We start from the raw sequence: 16,930 nt of genomic DNA, 5'->3' as shown, positions 1-16,930 counted from the left end.
CGTAAGTATCTATCAGATGTTCTCTAACTTCTATCATTCGGAGATGAGAACGGAGGTCGCAGAGATGACCTCTCATTTCATCTCGATGGCAGAAACAACGAAGTCATCCTCAGAGGAAATGATCATGACATTCGCAGATTTTTCAAATGTGAGTATGTTTTATATCAACTCTAAAGGCGAGATAACGCTTCATACAGGTGAACACATTGCTTCAGACCGATCGTTTATCCATCCAGAAGATATTAAGAAGATCTTCTCTGGAAATTCCATCAACTTAGAACACCAAGATCCATTAGGCAATCGTTATGTCGTGATTGGACAACCGATCTATCACGAAAATCAAGTATCTTCAGCAATTTATGTAATGGCCTCTACCCTAAGTATGGATAAGTCTCTTGCTGCTGTGCAAAATCTGCTGCTCCTTTCTGGAGCAGGAGCCTTTTTACTTGCCATCGGTATAACGTGGGTTATGGCTCAGCTCTTTTCTCGACCGCTCATTCTTATGCAACAAGCGACAAAGAGAATTGCCGTTGGAGAGTTAGAAACACGATTAGAAATTCAACAAAAAGATGAAATTGGTGATCTAGCGGAGGCGATCAATGATTTAGCAACCGACTTACAGCGATATCGAGATACACGGCAAGAATTTTTCGCCAACATTTCTCACGAACTCCGAACTCCGATCACGCACCTTAAAGGATATGCCAATGTGGTGAAAAACCATTTGTATCAAACAGAAGAAGAGAAGGATAGTTATCTAGACATCATTTATCAAGAAGGTGTTCGCCTCCAGCATCTGGTTGACGATCTGTTTGAACTTTCGAAAATGGAAGAAGGTAAGGTCGGTCTTGTCATGGAGTGGGTTGATATAAATGACATTATAAATCAGGTCGTTAATAGGGTAACTTTAAAAGCAAGGGAGAAAGGGATAGAACTTAGCGTTCATCTTACTGATTCAATTCCGCTAATCCGTGGGGATGGAATGCGAATGGAACAGATCATGATCAATCTATTGGAAAATGCGATACGTTATACGGAACAGGGTACGATTCGAATCCATACGAGTCACACTCATGATACGGTTTCTGTTTCCATAGAGGATTCAGGCATTGGTATTCCAGAGGAGGAGCTTCCGTACATTTTTGAACGTTTCTATCGAGCAGAGAAGTCCAGATCACGACAAACTGGCGGTACGGGACTCGGACTATCCATTGTAAAGAAATTAGTGGAGCTGCAGGATGGAAACATTCTGGTTACCAGTAAGAAGGGGATTGGTACTTGTTTTACGGTTCAATTTGCTCTCCCGACGATACAGGAGGAGTCGATATGAAAAAAGTGGACTGGTTGATCGCCGCATTCTTTGTGACGATCGGACTGGTGTGTTTAACCGTTTCGGCTATGTATTATCAAGGGGATACTTTCATAAGTAGAATGGGTTATTTCAAACCGGCGACATGCATAGGAATAGTTGTTTTAGGTTTTGTCATTTATCGCATTTACCGAATAATTCGATTAAAAAAGCATAAACGAAATAGAAAGTGACTTCAATGAGGAGTCACTTTTTTTGGATCTGCACCAACCTACACAGTTTCAACATATTTGAAGAGTATGATTTAAGTAATTCATCGGGAGGTGACAACATGAAAAACAAGTTCATAGCGATAGTTGGTGCAACTGTTCTGACTCTTGGAATCGGAACTGCTGTCTATGCGGCAGATGTGAATCCAGGTACCTTTAAAGACATGCTTCCCTTTATGAAAGAGATGCATCCAAATATGAATGATTCAGAATTAGAGCAAATGTACAACAATTGTCATCAGAGAAGAGGAAATTCTAACTATCAGGGAATGATGCAAAATAATTCAATGATGCAAGGAAAAAGAACAGGATCGATTTAATGTATGACTAATCGTAAAGTTTGATAGAAATGTGACCCGTATAATAGGGAATTATACGGGTCATTCGTGTTTTCGCTCTATGACGTTAAATAGAAACACTAATGTGACAACTGAAGTTCCTTCGTTTCATGGAGATCCTTAAAAAAATTGTTAAAATTTTTATAATAGCCCTTTACATACTATAGGGGGGTAGGGTATATTAACTGTGAAATTAAGGAGGTGAGGCAATGTAGATGATTTCAGAAAGTTTTAATGAAAATTGTTGTATTCACATCAGTGTTGCTCATAAGACGGTGCAAGAAAAAGCCGCCATTCAGTTAAAGTAATGAATCTTAACGATTCGTTCAGAAGATAATAAGTCATATTTTGGGAGGGTTGAAAAACATGGGTTTAGAAGCTTTGAATGAACAAGTCAAAAGGGATCTTTCTTATCTTGCATTTGGGGGAGAGGACTGGGTATACCGGGCCCGCCATCCTGAGGGGCATGTCTACGATGCCGTGGTTATAGGAGGGGGCCAGTGTGGCTTAGGCGTGGCTTTTGGGCTTTTGCGTGAAAGAATATCTAATATCCTTGTCATCGACGAAAACATAGAAGGATATGAAGGGCCATGGGTGACTTACGCTCGTATGATGACATTGCGTACAGCTAAAGATTTGATATCCATTGATCTTGGAGTTCCTTCTCTGACATTTCGCTCTTGGTGGGAAGCGCAATTTGGATCACAAAGTTGGGAAGACATCGATAAGATTCCACGGAACGATTGGATGAACTATTTACGTTGGTATCGAAAGGTTCTTAATTTACCTGTTGTTAATGAGGTAAAGGTGAAGCTTATTGAGCCTGCAGGGGAAAATGTTTATCGACTGCATATGGAAGGAGCGGGAGCATCTTCTCAACCATTGCTGGCACGCAAGGTTATCTTAGCTACAGGGATTCAAGGCGGAGGGGAATGGCACGTACCATCTATGATTTCCGAAACATTACCTCGTTACCTCTATGCACACACTTCAGAAGACATTGACTTTAAGGCCCTTAAAGACAAGAAGGTGGCCATTTTAGGCGGTGGGGCCTCAGCTTTTGACAATGCCAATTTTGCATTATCTGAAGGCGTGAGGTCGGCTCATGTGTTTGTTCGCCGCACGGAGATGCCGCGTATTAACCCACTTCGACAAATGAGGGTATCAGGACTAATTGAACGTTTTCATGTTCTATCTGATGCTGATAAATATTCCGTTATAGCCCATTACTTTAAGCATCAACCTCCTACAAATGACACGTTTGAACGTGCAGCCTCACACCCTGGCTTTCAATTACACTTAGGTGCACGATGGCTTGACGTACAGCATGAAGCTGAAAAGGCTGTGGTCACGACTCCACAAGGTAATTCCACTTTTGATTTCCTAATCATTTCCACTGGTCTTGTAACTGATCATTCTATACGTCCAGAGCTAAAGCTCTTCGAACGCCATATTGCACGTTGGGACGACTATTATCATGCACCTGCTGAGATCGCCAACCATAAGCTTGATGCTTATCCATACCTTAGCCCTGACTTTACGTTCACATGCCGTGACAAAAAGGATACAAAGCTTCTTCATGGGCTTTTTGTTTTAACTTTTCAGCTATAGTTAGCTGTGGTATTTCGGCCTCTTCGCTCCCTGGAATGAGATATGGGATACCTAGACTCGTTTCAGCTGTAGCAGACCAACTGTTCATTGATAATCGGGAGGATATTCTGAATAACTTCTATTCTTATGATGAAGCTGAATTTGTTGGAGAATGGATAAAGCCTTAGTTTCCTATTCAACTATTGAAGGGAGGATAGGAAATTGGGGAAGGTCTTTACAATATCGACGTGTGCCTTACTATTATTAGTCTTTATTTGGGGTGGAAGTTGGCCAATCTATAAAATGGCTGTGCCTTATACGCCCCCGTTATTATTTGCAGGTATGCGTACAGTAATTGGGGGCCTTATCCTTGCAGCTCTCATATATAAAAATGAGGGACAGGATCAAATGGCGTCAAAATTGGTCAAAAATATTGTATTTCAGCATTCTTTAATACGATTCTCTTTTTTTGGGCTACAGACAGTAGGGCTTAGTTATTTGCCAGGAGGATTATTTTCCGTGCTTGTCTATTTTCAGCCCGTTCTGCTTGGATTGTTTGCTTGGATTTCGCTTGGAGAGTACATGTCGCTGTTTAAAATTATGGGTATGATTATTGGATTTATTGGAATTGTAGTTGTCAGTGTGGACGGATTAACCGTTCATGTATCGATCATTGGTGTTGTCTTAGGGTTGCTTATGGCATTTAGCTGGGCACTTGGTGTGGTTTATGTGAAGAAGGTGAGCAGCGAAGTAGATGCTTTCTGGATGGTGTCTTTGCAGTTTATAATTGGTGGAGTTATTCTAATAGGTACTGGAACCATTGTTGAAAACTGGTCAGCAATTGAATGGAATGGTAAGTACCTTTTTGGACTCGGATACGGCTCCACTTTCGGAATTCCACTAGCCTATATCATTTACTATAAACTTATTCATGCAGGAGAGGCAAGCAAAGTCGGTACATTCACGTTTCTTGTACCGATCATTGCCGTAATCATCAGTACGGTGTTTTTAGATGAACAGGTAACTTACCGCCTTGTCGTAGGGCTGTTATTAGTAGGTGTAAGTATTTATTTCGTGAATTATCGCGGGAAAAAGGTTAATGCTTCATTATTAAATAGAGCGCAGGAAAAATGTAATACGAAAGATGTCAGATGACAAGAACGTATATGCTTAAAAGCCGCGTAGAAGCGGCTTTTTTATTTGTTTGATTGAATGATTCAATGAAATTCGGTGAACATATTGCTTGTGTCACTAAGAGAAAAAGATTTGATTTTCAGATAATCGTTATCTAAATTACATTTTTATACATTGAACTGTATTAAAAGTTCTAATACTCTTATATATAGGATATGACATTGTAAATTCATTTTAAAGTAAGAAAAGAAAGGATAAACAATGAAAAAAAGACAAAAGAAAAAGACATATATCATTTTGGGGGTAACCCTTTTGGTTGTTATGGTTTGGATGAATAATACGAGTCTATTTTACTCGAAAGATACAAATTATAAGATTCTAGCTCATAGAGGGTTGGCTCAAACCTTTGATATTTCACAGGTAGAGTATGATACGAATACAGCTGAAATCATTTATCCACCTGAGCACCCTTATTTAGAAAATACAATTCCTTCTATGAAGGCAGCATTTGATCATGGTGCTGACGTAGTGGAATTAGATATTCAGTTAACGAAGGATCATCAATTAGCTGTTTTTCATGATTTTACTTTAGAGTATAGAACAAATGGTAAAGGTGAAGTCAAAGATTATAAAATGAACGAATTGAAGAAATTAGATGTCGGCTATAAATATACGGCTGATAATGGTGAGAGCTATCCTTTTCGTGGCAAAGGCATTGGCATGATGCCAAGCTTAGATGAGGTGTTTGCAGCTTTTCCTAATAAAGAGTTTTTAATTCATGACAAAGATGGAGATATGGAAACAACAAAAGTATTGTGGGATTCTTATTTAAGTAAATTGTCTAAGGATCAATTAGATAAAATAACAGTTTATGGTGATGGAGACAGCGAAGGGTTTGATTATTTACGTTCAAAACATGCAGAGTTGAAATTGTTAACGAAAACAATGATGAAAAATGCACTTTTAAAATATGAATTATTAGGTTGGACGGGGTATATTCCGAAAGAATTGCATAATATGGAGCTGCATTTGCCTTTAAATTATGCGAAGTTCTTATGGGGTTGGCCAAATAAATTTATTGATAGAATGGAGTCTGTTAACACGCGGGTCGTAATCGTAGAGGGAAATGGTAAATGGTCAGAAGGATTTGATACAAAAGAAAGCCTCGAAAAAATTCCAGCAGGATATCAGGGCTATATATGGACAAATAGGGTTGATAAAGTTACTAAATGATTTCATTCATCAAAAATAGTTGATTCTTCATTATAATGCGGCACGGAGTAAGGAATAGCGATTAGGGAATAAGAAAGAAAATGGAATCAGACATAGGAGGCACGGCCATCAGAATGTAACGCTGGCATGCCTCTTTTTGTTTTCAGAATTACATTTCCATCGTAATGGTTCGAAGTTATACTTAAGGATTTGGGCGTGAACACCCTAGAAACAGGGGGGCACGAACTTCGTGAAAAAGACGTTAGCAATCCACTTTATATTAGGGAAAAGGAATGTCCCAAAGTTCTTGTCATCCTACAACATCTATTATAGGAAGATAGGCGCGACAAGGGCTTGAATATACTTTTATACACATGAACAAAATACAAAGTATTCTACACTATGAAGCATATATAGCGGAAGTGGTTGATACGGAGGAGGAAGCCTTTGTTAAGACCAAATAGTTCGTTGAAGAGGTTGTATCAAAAAAATCAACTAGCTTGCGTGGGTGAAACGACACATGACCAATTATGAACAAGAAAAAAAGCTAGCTGCATTAAGGGCGCTGGCTTATGTAGAAGACAAAATGATAATCGGGATCGGAAGCGGAAGCACGGCAAGCCACTTTATCCAACTTCTCGGAGAGAAAGTGCGAGAAGGGCTTCAAGTAATCGGCGTGCCTACGTCCAAAGAGACGGAGCGCCTCTGTACATTACTTGGCATTCCACTGATCACGACTCAAATTCCGGAAAAAATTGATCTTACCGTTGACGGAGCAGATGAATTCGATCCGTATCTACGATTAATAAAAGGGGGAGGCGGCTACTTGCTAAAGGAAAAACTGGTTGCCTCTTGTTCCGCTAGAACGGTTATTATTACGGATTCCAGAAAACAAGCAAGCGTACTCGGACGCACATACGCTCTACCGATCGAAGCGATTCCGCTAATGTGGGGCCAGATCGCGAAGAAGCTTAGGGACTTGGGAGGCGAAGCGAAATTACGCTCTTTTGGGACACCGCCTGTACCTTATTTGAGCGAAAATGGCAACTATATTCTAGACTGCAAGTTCGCATCTATCGATCAACCAGAACGTCTCGCCGATGAGCTTTCCCGAATGAACGGCATCGTCGAACACGGACTGTTCATCGGAATTGCTAATGAGGTCATCATGGGGGATAAGGAGGGGACGAGATGTTTCCGCGATGGTTCAAAATGACAGAGTTCCAACGTTGATTAACCGGAGAAGCAAGCAGCTAGTTTAAATGCTGTTATAGACAAGGTAGTCTAGATTACTGCAATGGGCAAGTCCCCGTTGTAGTAATCGACATCGATATGACGGCTTTCACCCCGCGCTAGAGAACGCGTTTTGGATTACAGTGCTGGTAACAAATACGGCATTTCCGAGTTCTTGCACCCGGAAAAGCAATTGGATCTATTGCCAGGGTATACCCGCGAGGCATGGAGCATGTTCTTGAGACGTTTCTTGCTGCCAGAGAAATATCTGCAAAAACCGCATTTTATGCGGTTTTTTTGTTTTATGTCATCAACTTCTTATCGAATGAAAATGACAAGAAGTTGATGATGTGCTCAATGATTCCAAGAACCAGATGATCTCCGCCGACGGGTATAATTCGATTGAGTTTTAGCTCGAAAGCGATCGGGGCTTCAAGTACCGCTGGTACATTGACGCACTTACAGGGCTTGGGCGTGACTCCTGCAAGTTCAAACTCATTCTGTAACGGCCCGACATTAGCTGACGAACGCTGCATCGCTTCGACTAGAGGCTCGGAAACCATATTAATAACATACTCTCCGAGATCCCGAATAAATTATTCTTTCATTACTTTCTCCGGCAGCTGTTTCGGTTTAAACTGTAAACCAGAGAGAAGTTAACTGCGTGTACTTACTTAGAACTCATACTAACACATATCCTCAAAAAAATAGTATGCACTTTAAAGTGAGTACTTACTTTAAGGGAAGGGAACTTGATGATGAAACAGACCGAATCTACGGAAAAACAACATAGCCTGACTCCGTTTAACTATACGTTAACCGTGATTGGCGGCAAATGGAAAATGAAAATCATCAATTAATCCACCAAGAGGTTATACGTTACGGCGAGCTCAAGCGGCGAATTCCAGACATTACTCACAAGGTCCTGAGTTCCCAGTTGAAGGAGCTAGAAGAAAGCAATATTGTCAACCGGAAAGAATATCGACAAACACCTCCTAAGGTGGAATATTCTTTAACTCCAAGGGGCAGAACCTTGATACCGATTCTGGAGGCTATGTGCAAATGGGGGATGCACAATCTCCCTAAGTAATTTAAGTATTGAGCCTGCAGAAAATAGCAGCTACGGAACCAGACAGTAAAATATAGTGGAGGTAATTTACAACGTTGCTATAGTTGAGATGGGTGTGGGTCTGAATGGTATGATCTTAATAGAAGAGAGGTTTTGATTTAATGAATAGCAATATTATTTGGGGAATCGTATTATTAGCGTTGAGTTTGTTTCTTAAGCCAGTATTGGCGATTGTAGGTCTGAATGAAAGGTTGTTCGGATTGCACTTGCAAGGTGAAACTGTGTTTTCATTAAGTCCATTCTTAGTTCGGATTATTCTAGCAGTAATTGGGATTATCATGCTTATCATCGGCGGTACGCAAGTTGCAAAGCAGAAGAATAAATAGTTGAAAGGATAGAGAGCAGAACAGTTGATCTTGCTACAATATTGAACATTTATAACCAAGCGGTATGGATACAGCCAGGAACCTGTTATTGAGTGCTTGCAGTTCAGATGAAGGCCTTTCCGAACCACAATTGGGTAATACTCCTCCTCAGCCAGAAGTCAACGTTAATGAAGAATCCATTCATGTGTATCAAAGCTCATAGTGTTGGGGAAACACTTGTGCCGATCATATAAGTCCAGAAGAAATGCTTAGGGATAAGGAAAAAGAAACAGTAATTGCGAATGCAACTATTAAGTTTAGGTTTGAAGGAGAACAGCCGACTGAGACAAACCTTTCCAATTCCATAATGGCGCACATTCTCAAGTAACAATATATTGTAAAACGAGTTATCGTTAAAGAGGCACTGTTCTCCAATCAAAAAAATTCCATTAAACTAAACGGGACACGTTTGTTCAATGAAACAAGGGAGCAAACCGTAGGGAGGTATTCAATGATTGTACCTGCTCATTTGGACGGTGCGAAGGTGATAATGTATGTGGATAATGATGTGAACCGTCCAATCGCAAAAATGCTATATGAAGAAGATAATGGCTCTTCTAAGGAAATAATCATTACAGGGTTAGCACTTGCGAAATACGACAATTCCAATAATTATTATCTGTTCCTATGCGATAAGAACTGGGAAGTCTGTCAAGATTTTGATATGGGATCAATCGAAGAGGCACTCCATAGTTCTATCGCAAGTTTTGAGCTAGACAACAGTGATTGGAAGTATGTATAGATTACGCTAACAAGACACGATAGTTGATTAAACATATTTTGTTGAGCAGCTTCCGAAGCCTGCACACTTAAACAGTTGCATATAAACCCCTTGAAGGACAAAAAAAGGGACGGCCTAAATGGATGACACGGGTTATGGATAATTTATTTCAGAATATTATTCGTCATGCAGCAGAGGGGAAATATGCAAACATTGTGGTTGATATAGAAAAAGAACAGATCATTGTTGCAGACAGAGGTCCAGGTATGAATAACTCATCCTATGAGCGTGGAGCGGGGATTGGTTTATCGGCTTTAAATTATATGTTGAAAAAAATGAAGCTGAAGGCTGACTTTACATCAAATGAAAATGGCACAAGAGTAGCTATTGGGAGAGAGTAACTTAAAGTTAACCCAGAAGTAAACAGCATGATAACCGAGATGTAACTTTGCTTCTTTATAATGAGAACCATAACAGAAAGGGAGTGTTATGGTTGCTTACAATTAATAACTTGGTGAAACATCGCGGATCTGGGGAAATCCTGTCAGGTATCAGTTTTAAAGCTAGACCAGGCAGAGTAACTGGTTTTTTAGGTCCAAATGGGGCAGGTAAAAGTTCTACACTTCGCATCCTGCTTGGATTAGATCGTGCCACCTCAGGGAGTGCACTAATTAATGGCAAGCCATTCGCAGAATTACATAATCCTCTAACAACAGTAGGTGCCGCACTTGATGGATTTGGAGCCCATCGTATGCGAACAGGACGGGCACATTTGCGTTGGATTGCTCGTGCCGCAGGATTGTCTCGCTCACGTGTCGAGGAAGTTCTGGAAATAGTAGGTCTTACTGATGCAGCTGGGAAAAGGGTTGGGAGTTATTCCCTTGGCATGGGGAGAAGACTTGGAATGGCAGCTGCACTTCTTGGTGATCCCGAAATATTGATCTTAGATGAACCCGTAAACGGGCTCGATCCACAAGGAATTCGCTGGATTCGGACATTTTTACGTGAACGTGCTGCGTCTGGCAACACGGTGTTGCTATCCAGTCATCTCATGGGAGAGCTTGCAGAGACTGTTGATGATGTGGTGATTATTAATCACGGAAGAATCGTTGCGGATGGAACATTGGAAGAAATTATAGGTAACCATTCTACACTGGAGGAAGCCTTTTTTGCCCTGACATCTGAACATGCAGGTGATGTTAGATGAGAGCATTCAACGCAGAATTATCTAAATTGTTCTCCCTGCCGAGCATTTGGCTTGCTTTCTTATTGGAGCATTTGCCCCAGCGGTCATTGCTGCCTTGGACAGTATAGCACAAAAAGAGGAGATAATAGCTGGAGTTAGCACACGGCTATCAGAAGTTGGTTATATTGGATTAGGTTTTGGAGTACAAGGTGTCATCATCCTTGGTGTGCTTGCTGTTAGCAGTGAGTATTTGACAGAGAGCAGTGAGTCGGGTGGAGGACAACAGATTACAACAAGTTTAACGGTTGTTTCATCACGGCTTCATTTTTTGCTGGCAAAAGGATGCGCTGTGACAGTGATCAGCATACTGCTTTGTATTGTTGCTATTATGACAACTGTGTCAGCCACGCATCTTATTCTCGGTGATTATACCCCTGCATTTGAATGGTCTAAACTGATCGGTGCAGTTTGTTACTGGGCATTCACTGCTCTTTTAGCATTTGGGATTACTGTTCTAGCTAAGAATGGAATTATTCCGATTGCTGTGCTCATCATAAATACATCCTTTGTATCATTCAGTTTCCTGCTTTCTAAGGTTACAAAGTTGGCGTTCTACTTACCAGATCGAGCTGGCCTTGAAATGTTTATGTTTATGAGCGACAGATTTCTCACACCGTTCACAGGCGGTTTAGTCATGTTTGACTGGGTAGCCGTTTTTTTCATTATTGCAGCTATTGTATTCCATAGGAGGGACGTTGCAGCATGAGTGTCTCTTCTGGTAGAAAGATAACACAAATACAAATCCTTGGTGCTGAACTGGACAAATTAGTAACATTACCATTGATATGGCTAACTCTTATTGGTACATACATTCTTAATTTAGTTTTAGCCGCAGCTTTTACTTCTGTTGGTCTGCAAGAGGCAGCAGGAACGCAAAGTATACTGAATATAGGGTTTGCTTCTATGGGATTTCTTCAAGCAGGGTTCATTATTCTGGGTACTTTAGCTACATGTTCGGAATATACTGGTGGACAGATTCGAACTACATTAACTACCATACCTTGGCGTGGGTTTCAATTATGTGCGAAGCATTTGGCATTGGCAATAATAACAATTCCTGCGGCTTTTCTTATTGCTGCATCAGGTGTACTTTATACTTTTATTAGGATGAGGGACATAGCAGTAGGGTTTGAAATAAACACAATGATAGAAGCATTATTAGGCGTAACAGGCTATCTAACATTAACCACACTTCTCAGCGCGGCTATAGGTGCTTTAGTAAGACAAACCACTCCTGCTTTAGTGGTACTGCTTGGTTATTATTTCGTTGTCAGTCCATTGTCGAGAGATTTTCTACCTAATTATTTTCCGGATACGGCAGGATATTATATGTATATGCCGCCTTCCTCTGATGAAATAAATGTCCTTACTCTAATGCAAGGAACAGGTATTTCAATGTTATGGACACTGATCTTTATTACAGTAGCTATTGTATTTTTCCGTAAACGAGATGCCTAAGTTAAGGTTTCATGATTTTTCCAAAACTATGCCGTATACTTAAAGGATAATAACACCTCGAAGGTCTAAGAACCTATGAGGTTCAATCCAAAATTAGGGGGAGAAGACTTGAAAAAAATTGCAGCATTATTATTGTCCTCATCATTGTTCCTGACCATGCTGCCGGCAACAGCGTTGGCACAAGAAGCTAAACCGAACGTAACACGGGTAGAAGTTGTAGAATTTTTGCTGAATGCCGCAGACGATTACAATCCGGGCATCAAAAAAGAAGATATTTTGAAAGGTTACAGCAAAGGAGATGCCAAAGAGGATCAGGAAGTTTCCAGAATTGAAGTTTTGATCATGCTCAGCCGCGCGTTTTCGAACCTGCCTGCGCCAAAAGGCAATGATTTGCGCGTGGCCAACACCTCTGCATCCTTTACTGACGTACCGAAATGGGCACAAGACGAAATCTCCAAGCTGATCGCTTCTGGGGTTCTTACCGATTATCCGGACGGAAAACTCGGCGTTTCCGATCATGTCACGAAAGAACAACTGCTTACGCTGACGAAGCGGGTTATGGCCCTTGAGGGTTCGAATCCACGCGATGATTATTATGAATACGTTAATAAAAAATGGCTGAACGACTCCAAGATCCCAGCAGGCGAAATGTCCAACGGCGTATTTAACGAGCTGGCAAAAGCCAACGAAGACCGGACTAAAGCAATCATCGATGAACTTGTAAAAAAACAAAACCCAGCAGGCTCCAAAGAGCAAAAAATCGCCGATTTCTACAAATCGGTACTCGATATGGAAAGTCGCAACAAGCAAGGGATCAAACCGATTGCACCTTATTTAGCAGATCTGGACAAGGCTTCCTCAGTCAAAGAATTATTTGATACTAGCATGAAGATGGAGAACGAAATCTCGAAAGGCGGTCTGTTGTCTTTTGCCGTGATGGGCGACGCGAAGGACAGTAACGTCAATGCGTTGTATTTCTCGGGCCTTGGCACGAGGCTTGACAAGAACAGCTATGTCTCCGGCGACGAAAAGACCAAAAAGGTGTACACTAACTACCTGACCCAATTGTTTGTACTGTCCGGTACCGACGAGATAGCGGCAAAAGCGCAAGCCGAAGATGTGTACGCATTCGAAAAAGAACTGGCTGCATCCTCAATGGATCTTCAGGATCAGGGGAAAGTGGAAAACTACTATAATCCTTACACCAAAGATAAATTCATCGCGCTCTTTAAATCGATCGATATGGGCAAATATATGAAAGAACTCCAGGTAGATCAAGCGGACAAAGTGATTGTAACCGACATTGGATTATTGAATAAAAGCGCGGAAGTTTTGAACGAGAAAAATCTAGACAAGATTAAAGCCTACGCCAAAGCCACTTTGTTGATGAATGCCGGTGGCACTTTATCGGGAGATTTTCTGAAATTGGCAACTGAATTTGAAGCCCAGCTGTATGGAATTGAAGGCGAAAAGACAAATGAAGAAATGGCGGTCATGACCACCCAAACCGTCATGAGTCAGTATCTCAGCCAGGAATTCGCAGAAAAATATTTCACGAAAGAAGCCAAACAAGACGTTGAACAGATGGTTAAGCAGTTCATAGAGGTTTATAAAGAACGGATCAAAGCGCTGGACTGGATGTCTGAAGCAACCAAAGCCAAAGCCATCAAAAAGCTGGATAAAATGACAATCAAAATCGGATATCCGGATCAGTGGAATGATTACTTGAAGGATGCTTCGATTAAAACTTTTGCGGACGGCGGATCGCTGTTTGACAACATAGTGGCAATCAATAAAGCACTCAAAAAACAAGCGTTCTCTTCGCTTGGAAAACCTGTCGATAAGAGCAGCTGGATGATGAGCACCTATGAGGTAAATGCTTATTATAATCCGCTGAATAACGAAATTGTGTTCCCGGCGGGCATTCTGCAAGCTCCGTTTTATGATATCAAAGCCAAACGCGAAACGAATTTGGGAGCGATCGGCATGGTCATTGCACATGAAATCAGCCATGCTTTTGATAATTTAGGTTCTGCATACGATGAAAACGGAAATGCGGTTAACTGGTGGACTCCGGAAGACTTTAAAAAATTCCAGGAAAAATGTGATCAGGTTATTTCCTACTATGACCATGTTGAGGTGCTTCCTGGCGTGTACAATAATGGCAAGCTGACGGTAAGCGAAAATATCGCCGACCTTGGTGGTATGGCCGCATCGCTTCAAGTGCTGTCCAAAATGGAAAACCCAGATTTCAAAGCTTACTTTGAAGGTTATGCAACGATCTGGCGTATGACCATGAGTAAGGAAACGGCTGCGTACCTGTCGACAGTAGACACGCATTCAGCAAACAAAGTACGCGTAAACCGTACCGTCTTGAACTTCCCAGAGTTCTATAAAGCATACCAAGTAAACGAAAAGGATGCCATGTACGTCGCTCCTAAAGACCGCGTGAGCATTTGGTAAGCCTGCAATAAATAAGCCTTTTATTTTCCACGATTAAGGGACAATAAAATTAACGAAGCTGAAAAAGCTGGCTCCGAAAACGAGACTGACCCCATAACGTGAGACAAATCAAAACACCTTCAAGAGAAATACCCTTATATCGTAAGGTAAGGGAGACAATCTTGGAGGTGTTTTTGCGTTGGCAACTAGAGTGAGCTACCCGGTGGAAGTGAAATTGAAAGGAGATTAGCTGGTATTCCAGTGAAAGAAGTAATGAACGAGCTAAGCATCAAAAATGTGACTCAATTAAAAGTCTGGATGAAATGGTATCGGGAAGGTGAACTCCATCGTCTGGAACAGCCAGTAGGCAAGCAATATAGCTACGGTAAAGGGCCGGAATACACATCAGAACTGGAAAAAGTGAAAGCAGAGTATCGTTTCCTTAAGCAGCAACTAGATGTCCTAAAAAAGTACAAGGAGTTGGAAAGGAGGTGTCACCTGAAGTAGTGTGAACAACGGATTATGCAGCGTGAAGGTATACAATGTCGAGTCAAGGTGAAGAAACGCAAACCTACCTACTATAACTTAATTCGCATTCAAACGAAACTAAATAACCAGTCGCCGGTTAATTTCCGACGACTGGCTGCTTAAACTTGTAAGGTGTTTTGATCCCTGTCTCACAAACGGGGGTCAGTCCCATAAGAAAGTACTGGTTTTTTGTATATTATCTGACCGGTCAATCGTTTTTAAAGAGACTGGATTAACCTCCAAAGTTTTTTCATTACAGCGCAAGCGACCGTTAGTACTAGGGCATCACCATGTCGGCAGTAGGGTAATCCGGTTGCATGCTTAATACTTGAATATTCCGACGCAGGCGGTTATAGCGCAGCGAGCAGTAATCCAGGTAATCATCCCCTGTATAATGGCGCAGCAGGGCCCATACCGTCCACAACAAATCTTGGGCCATCATATAGCATTTGACCTTCATCAGATCATCCACTGTAAACGTATTGCCGTAATAGGCTTCAAACAGCTGGTCAATCGCCTCTGCTGTCAAACGCGATTCGATGATATATGCAGCAATATCAAAGGCCGGATCATTCATTCCAGAATATTCCCAATCTATCAAATAGACGCTGCCATTCCTATCTGCAAGAAAATTCTCCGGAACCGTATCATTATGACAAGGTACGGAAATGACATTTTTGAGATGATCCTGCATGAAACGAAGCAATTGTTCTTTTAAGGAGGCATAGTCAAAAAACAATTCTCCGTTGAGCTGCGCGACAATGGTTTCATATTTGGCAAGTTCACTGAGCCAATCAAACTTGTTAAGGAAGTGCTTGGGACTACCGTGAATCTTCTTCAGTAGAGAAGAAACGGATTGCAAGCTTGGCAAAGCCAAGGGGCCTGCCGCGGCAAGCGTTGTGCTATCGGGAATATACTTGCTGATCTTAATGCCACTTTCCTCATCAAAATATATACACTCCGAATTCACGCCAAACTCCGAAGCGATGCCGTTGTTCACACGCTCTATCCTGCGATCGATCATTTGATCAGTCAGGTTACCGGGCTTGCGAATCACATACTCCGTTCCGTGGATATTCATAATGTAGTTATAATTGGTCAACCCGCCCGCAAAACGAGATTTGTCAAAAACAATACTCTTATCTTCAAAAAAAAGACGGAGTTTTTGCTGCACCAGGTCTTCCATATTCATTTGTTTGGATAAAAAGTCGTTTAGAGGTTTCATGATGGCCTTTTCTCGGCATTCCATATACATGCTTTAACAATGTATACACTCGCCGCACAGATTTTTCCACAATTATAGCAAGATAGGAGGAGTAATTCAATGAAATGGACACGCTTGTGGTCGTTCTGGTACTTGTCGTGCAAGAAAGACGTTTTTGTACCAGATTGTCGGTAAAGGGGGCATTAGAATCCAAAAATCAGCTACCGAATCCTCCATAATCACGGGGAGAACCATGTTAACCTGCTAGTAAGAGTTAAATATCTACTATTACATCGAATTCACAAATAAAAATGACCCATGTGAGGTGAGATTCGAATGGAGTACCGGGGAGAAGAAGCTCTCGGGCTTGTGGAAACATTGGGCATGGTTCCTGCCATCCAAGCAGCGGACGCTATGCTTAAAGCAGCAGATGTTGTTCTAGTATCCTATGAGAATGTTGGTTCCACACTCGTAACGATAATGGTAAAAGGTGATGTGGCAGCGGTTCGTTCGGCAGTAGAGGCTGGCGCTGAAGCGGCAGCGAAGATTGGCAAAGTCACTGCCTATAATGTGATGCCGCGCCCGCTCAGTTCTATTGCAGGAATTGTGAAAGCGCATGCAATTAACGCATGATTGCCGGGGTAGGGAGAGAGGTTCATGAGCAAGCATGATGCACTGGGTTTCATTGAAACCTTTGGAATTGTATTCATCATGGAAGCGCGGATGCCAGTGTGCAAAGCGGCCAAGTGTAG

At 41.6% G+C, this 16,930-nt stretch carries 16 protein-coding genes and 3 pseudogenes; 17 read left to right on the top strand and 2 right to left on the bottom strand.

The annotated features are described in order from the left end of the window. Positions 1–124: 124 nt before the first annotated feature. The 7 genes and pseudogenes from AZ66_RS17725 to rpiA all read left to right on the top strand — a co-directional run bounded on the left by AZ66_RS17725 (position 125) and on the right by rpiA (position 7,068). Positions 125–1,330, top strand: coding sequence for a sensor histidine kinase (locus AZ66_RS17725; RefSeq protein ID WP_231586929.1), 1,206 nt, complete (start codon positions 125–127; stop codon positions 1,328–1,330). Further along, positions 1,327–1,542, top strand: a complete 216-nt coding sequence (locus AZ66_RS17720) for a hypothetical protein (protein WP_044356041.1) — start codon at positions 1,327–1,329, stop codon at positions 1,540–1,542. Before AZ66_RS17725 ends, AZ66_RS17720 begins: the two co-directional genes overlap by 4 nt. A 98-nt stretch (positions 1,543–1,640) precedes the next feature. After that, positions 1,641–1,898: a hypothetical protein gene (locus tag AZ66_RS17715; RefSeq protein WP_044356040.1), complete on the top strand. Its 258-nt coding sequence runs from the start codon at positions 1,641–1,643 to the stop codon at positions 1,896–1,898. A 384-nt stretch (positions 1,899–2,282) separates the two neighbouring features. Next, positions 2,283–3,694, top strand: a pseudogene (locus AZ66_RS17710) (NAD(P)-binding domain-containing protein). 34 nt (positions 3,695–3,728) lie between these two features. Next, complete coding sequence (locus AZ66_RS17705) at positions 3,729–4,661, top strand: DMT family transporter (RefSeq protein WP_231586928.1); 933 nt, start codon at positions 3,729–3,731, stop codon at positions 4,659–4,661. Positions 4,662–4,901: 240 nt separating this feature from the next. Then, positions 4,902–5,873 (top strand): glycerophosphodiester phosphodiesterase family protein, encoded by a 972-nt coding sequence (locus AZ66_RS17700; protein ID WP_044356038.1) that lies wholly within the window; start codon positions 4,902–4,904, stop codon positions 5,871–5,873. Between the two features lie 499 nt (positions 5,874–6,372). Further along, positions 6,373–7,068, top strand: coding sequence for a ribose-5-phosphate isomerase RpiA (gene rpiA / locus AZ66_RS17695; protein WP_044356037.1), 696 nt, complete (start codon positions 6,373–6,375; stop codon positions 7,066–7,068). Positions 7,069–7,387: 319 nt separating this feature from the next. Here rpiA and AZ66_RS33835 read toward each other — a convergent pair whose 3' ends face one another. Then, entirely contained in the window at positions 7,388–7,678 is a 291-nt protein-coding gene (locus tag AZ66_RS33835) for a flavin reductase family protein (protein ID WP_442950306.1), read from the bottom strand. 165 nt (positions 7,679–7,843) lie between these two features. Between AZ66_RS33835 and AZ66_RS30755 the strand changes: the two are divergent. From AZ66_RS30755 to AZ66_RS17650, 9 genes and pseudogenes are all read left to right on the top strand, one after another. Then, positions 7,844–8,175: pseudogene (locus tag AZ66_RS30755) on the top strand (winged helix-turn-helix transcriptional regulator). A 140-nt stretch (positions 8,176–8,315) separates the two neighbouring features. Further along, the gene (locus AZ66_RS17685; RefSeq protein WP_044356036.1) at positions 8,316–8,540 is read left to right on the top strand and encodes a hypothetical protein; all 225 of its coding nucleotides are present in this window, start codon (positions 8,316–8,318) and stop codon (positions 8,538–8,540) included. A gap of 490 nt (positions 8,541–9,030) precedes the next feature. Then, positions 9,031–9,321, top strand: coding sequence for a hypothetical protein (locus AZ66_RS17680; RefSeq protein WP_044356035.1), 291 nt, complete (start codon positions 9,031–9,033; stop codon positions 9,319–9,321). Between the two features lie 122 nt (positions 9,322–9,443). After that, positions 9,444–9,701: an ATP-binding protein gene (locus AZ66_RS17675; RefSeq protein WP_269433103.1), complete on the top strand. Its 258-nt coding sequence runs from the start codon at positions 9,444–9,446 to the stop codon at positions 9,699–9,701. Between the two features lie 92 nt (positions 9,702–9,793). Then, positions 9,794–10,507 (top strand): ABC transporter ATP-binding protein, encoded by a 714-nt coding sequence (locus AZ66_RS17670; protein ID WP_044356034.1) that lies wholly within the window; start codon positions 9,794–9,796, stop codon positions 10,505–10,507. A 94-nt stretch (positions 10,508–10,601) separates the two neighbouring features. Next, positions 10,602–11,252 carry an ABC transporter permease gene (locus AZ66_RS17665; RefSeq protein WP_231586926.1) on the top strand — a complete coding sequence of 217 codons (651 nt, stop codon included), beginning with the start codon at positions 10,602–10,604 and terminating at the stop codon, positions 11,250–11,252. Continuing rightward, positions 11,249–12,004, top strand: a complete 756-nt coding sequence (locus AZ66_RS17660) for an ABC transporter permease (protein WP_044356033.1) — start codon at positions 11,249–11,251, stop codon at positions 12,002–12,004. The genes AZ66_RS17665 and AZ66_RS17660 overlap by 4 nt, the downstream gene beginning before the upstream one ends. Before the next feature lie 108 nt (positions 12,005–12,112). Next, positions 12,113–14,467, top strand: coding sequence for a M13-type metalloendopeptidase (locus tag AZ66_RS17655; RefSeq protein ID WP_052648592.1), 2,355 nt, complete (start codon positions 12,113–12,115; stop codon positions 14,465–14,467). A 178-nt stretch (positions 14,468–14,645) separates the two neighbouring features. Next, a pseudogene (locus AZ66_RS17650) lies at positions 14,646–14,949 on the top strand (IS3 family transposase); the annotation flags it as partial. A 302-nt stretch (positions 14,950–15,251) separates the two neighbouring features. On the opposite strand, the gene AZ66_RS17645 reads toward AZ66_RS17650, so the two are convergent. Next, positions 15,252–16,199 (bottom strand): choline kinase family protein, encoded by a 948-nt coding sequence (locus tag AZ66_RS17645; protein WP_044356043.1) that lies wholly within the window; start codon positions 16,197–16,199, stop codon positions 15,252–15,254. Positions 16,200–16,514: 315 nt separating this feature from the next. Here AZ66_RS17645 and AZ66_RS17640 point away from each other — a divergent pair, with 315 nt between their 5' ends. Further along, positions 16,515–16,811 carry a BMC domain-containing protein gene (locus AZ66_RS17640; RefSeq protein WP_021259276.1) on the top strand — a complete coding sequence of 99 codons (297 nt, stop codon included), beginning with the start codon at positions 16,515–16,517 and terminating at the stop codon, positions 16,809–16,811. Positions 16,812–16,930: the final 119 nt, after the last annotated feature.

The organism is Paenibacillus sp. E194, from assembly GCF_000935845.1.
GTDB classification, from domain to species: domain Bacteria; phylum Bacillota; class Bacilli; order Paenibacillales; family Paenibacillaceae; genus Paenibacillus_B; species Paenibacillus_B alvei_B.
This window is presented reverse-complemented; position numbering and strand designations above follow the sequence as displayed.

Excerpts from the sequence above, each read along its gene's own strand:
- AZ66_RS17725 (WP_231586929.1), top strand. The coding sequence starts at position 125 with ATGACATTCGCAGATTTTTCAAATGTGAGTATGTTTTATATCAACTCT.
- AZ66_RS17720 (WP_044356041.1), top strand. The coding sequence starts at position 1,327 with ATGAAAAAAGTGGACTGGTTGATCGCCGCATTCTTTGTGACGATCGGA.
- AZ66_RS17715 (WP_044356040.1), top strand. The coding sequence starts at position 1,641 with ATGAAAAACAAGTTCATAGCGATAGTTGGTGCAACTGTTCTGACTCTT.
- AZ66_RS17700 (WP_044356038.1), top strand. The coding sequence starts at position 4,902 with ATGAAAAAAAGACAAAAGAAAAAGACATATATCATTTTGGGGGTAACC.
- rpiA (WP_044356037.1), top strand. The coding sequence starts at position 6,373 with ATGACCAATTATGAACAAGAAAAAAAGCTAGCTGCATTAAGGGCGCTG.
- AZ66_RS17685 (WP_044356036.1), top strand. The coding sequence starts at position 8,316 with ATGAATAGCAATATTATTTGGGGAATCGTATTATTAGCGTTGAGTTTG.
- AZ66_RS17680 (WP_044356035.1), top strand. The coding sequence starts at position 9,031 with ATGATTGTACCTGCTCATTTGGACGGTGCGAAGGTGATAATGTATGTG.
- AZ66_RS17675 (WP_269433103.1), top strand. The coding sequence starts at position 9,444 with ATGACACGGGTTATGGATAATTTATTTCAGAATATTATTCGTCATGCA.
- AZ66_RS17660 (WP_044356033.1), top strand. The coding sequence starts at position 11,249 with ATGAGTGTCTCTTCTGGTAGAAAGATAACACAAATACAAATCCTTGGT.
- AZ66_RS17645 (WP_044356043.1), bottom strand. The coding sequence starts at position 16,199 with ATGAAACCTCTAAACGACTTTTTATCCAAACAAATGAATATGGAAGAC.
- AZ66_RS17640 (WP_021259276.1), top strand. The coding sequence starts at position 16,515 with ATGGAGTACCGGGGAGAAGAAGCTCTCGGGCTTGTGGAAACATTGGGC.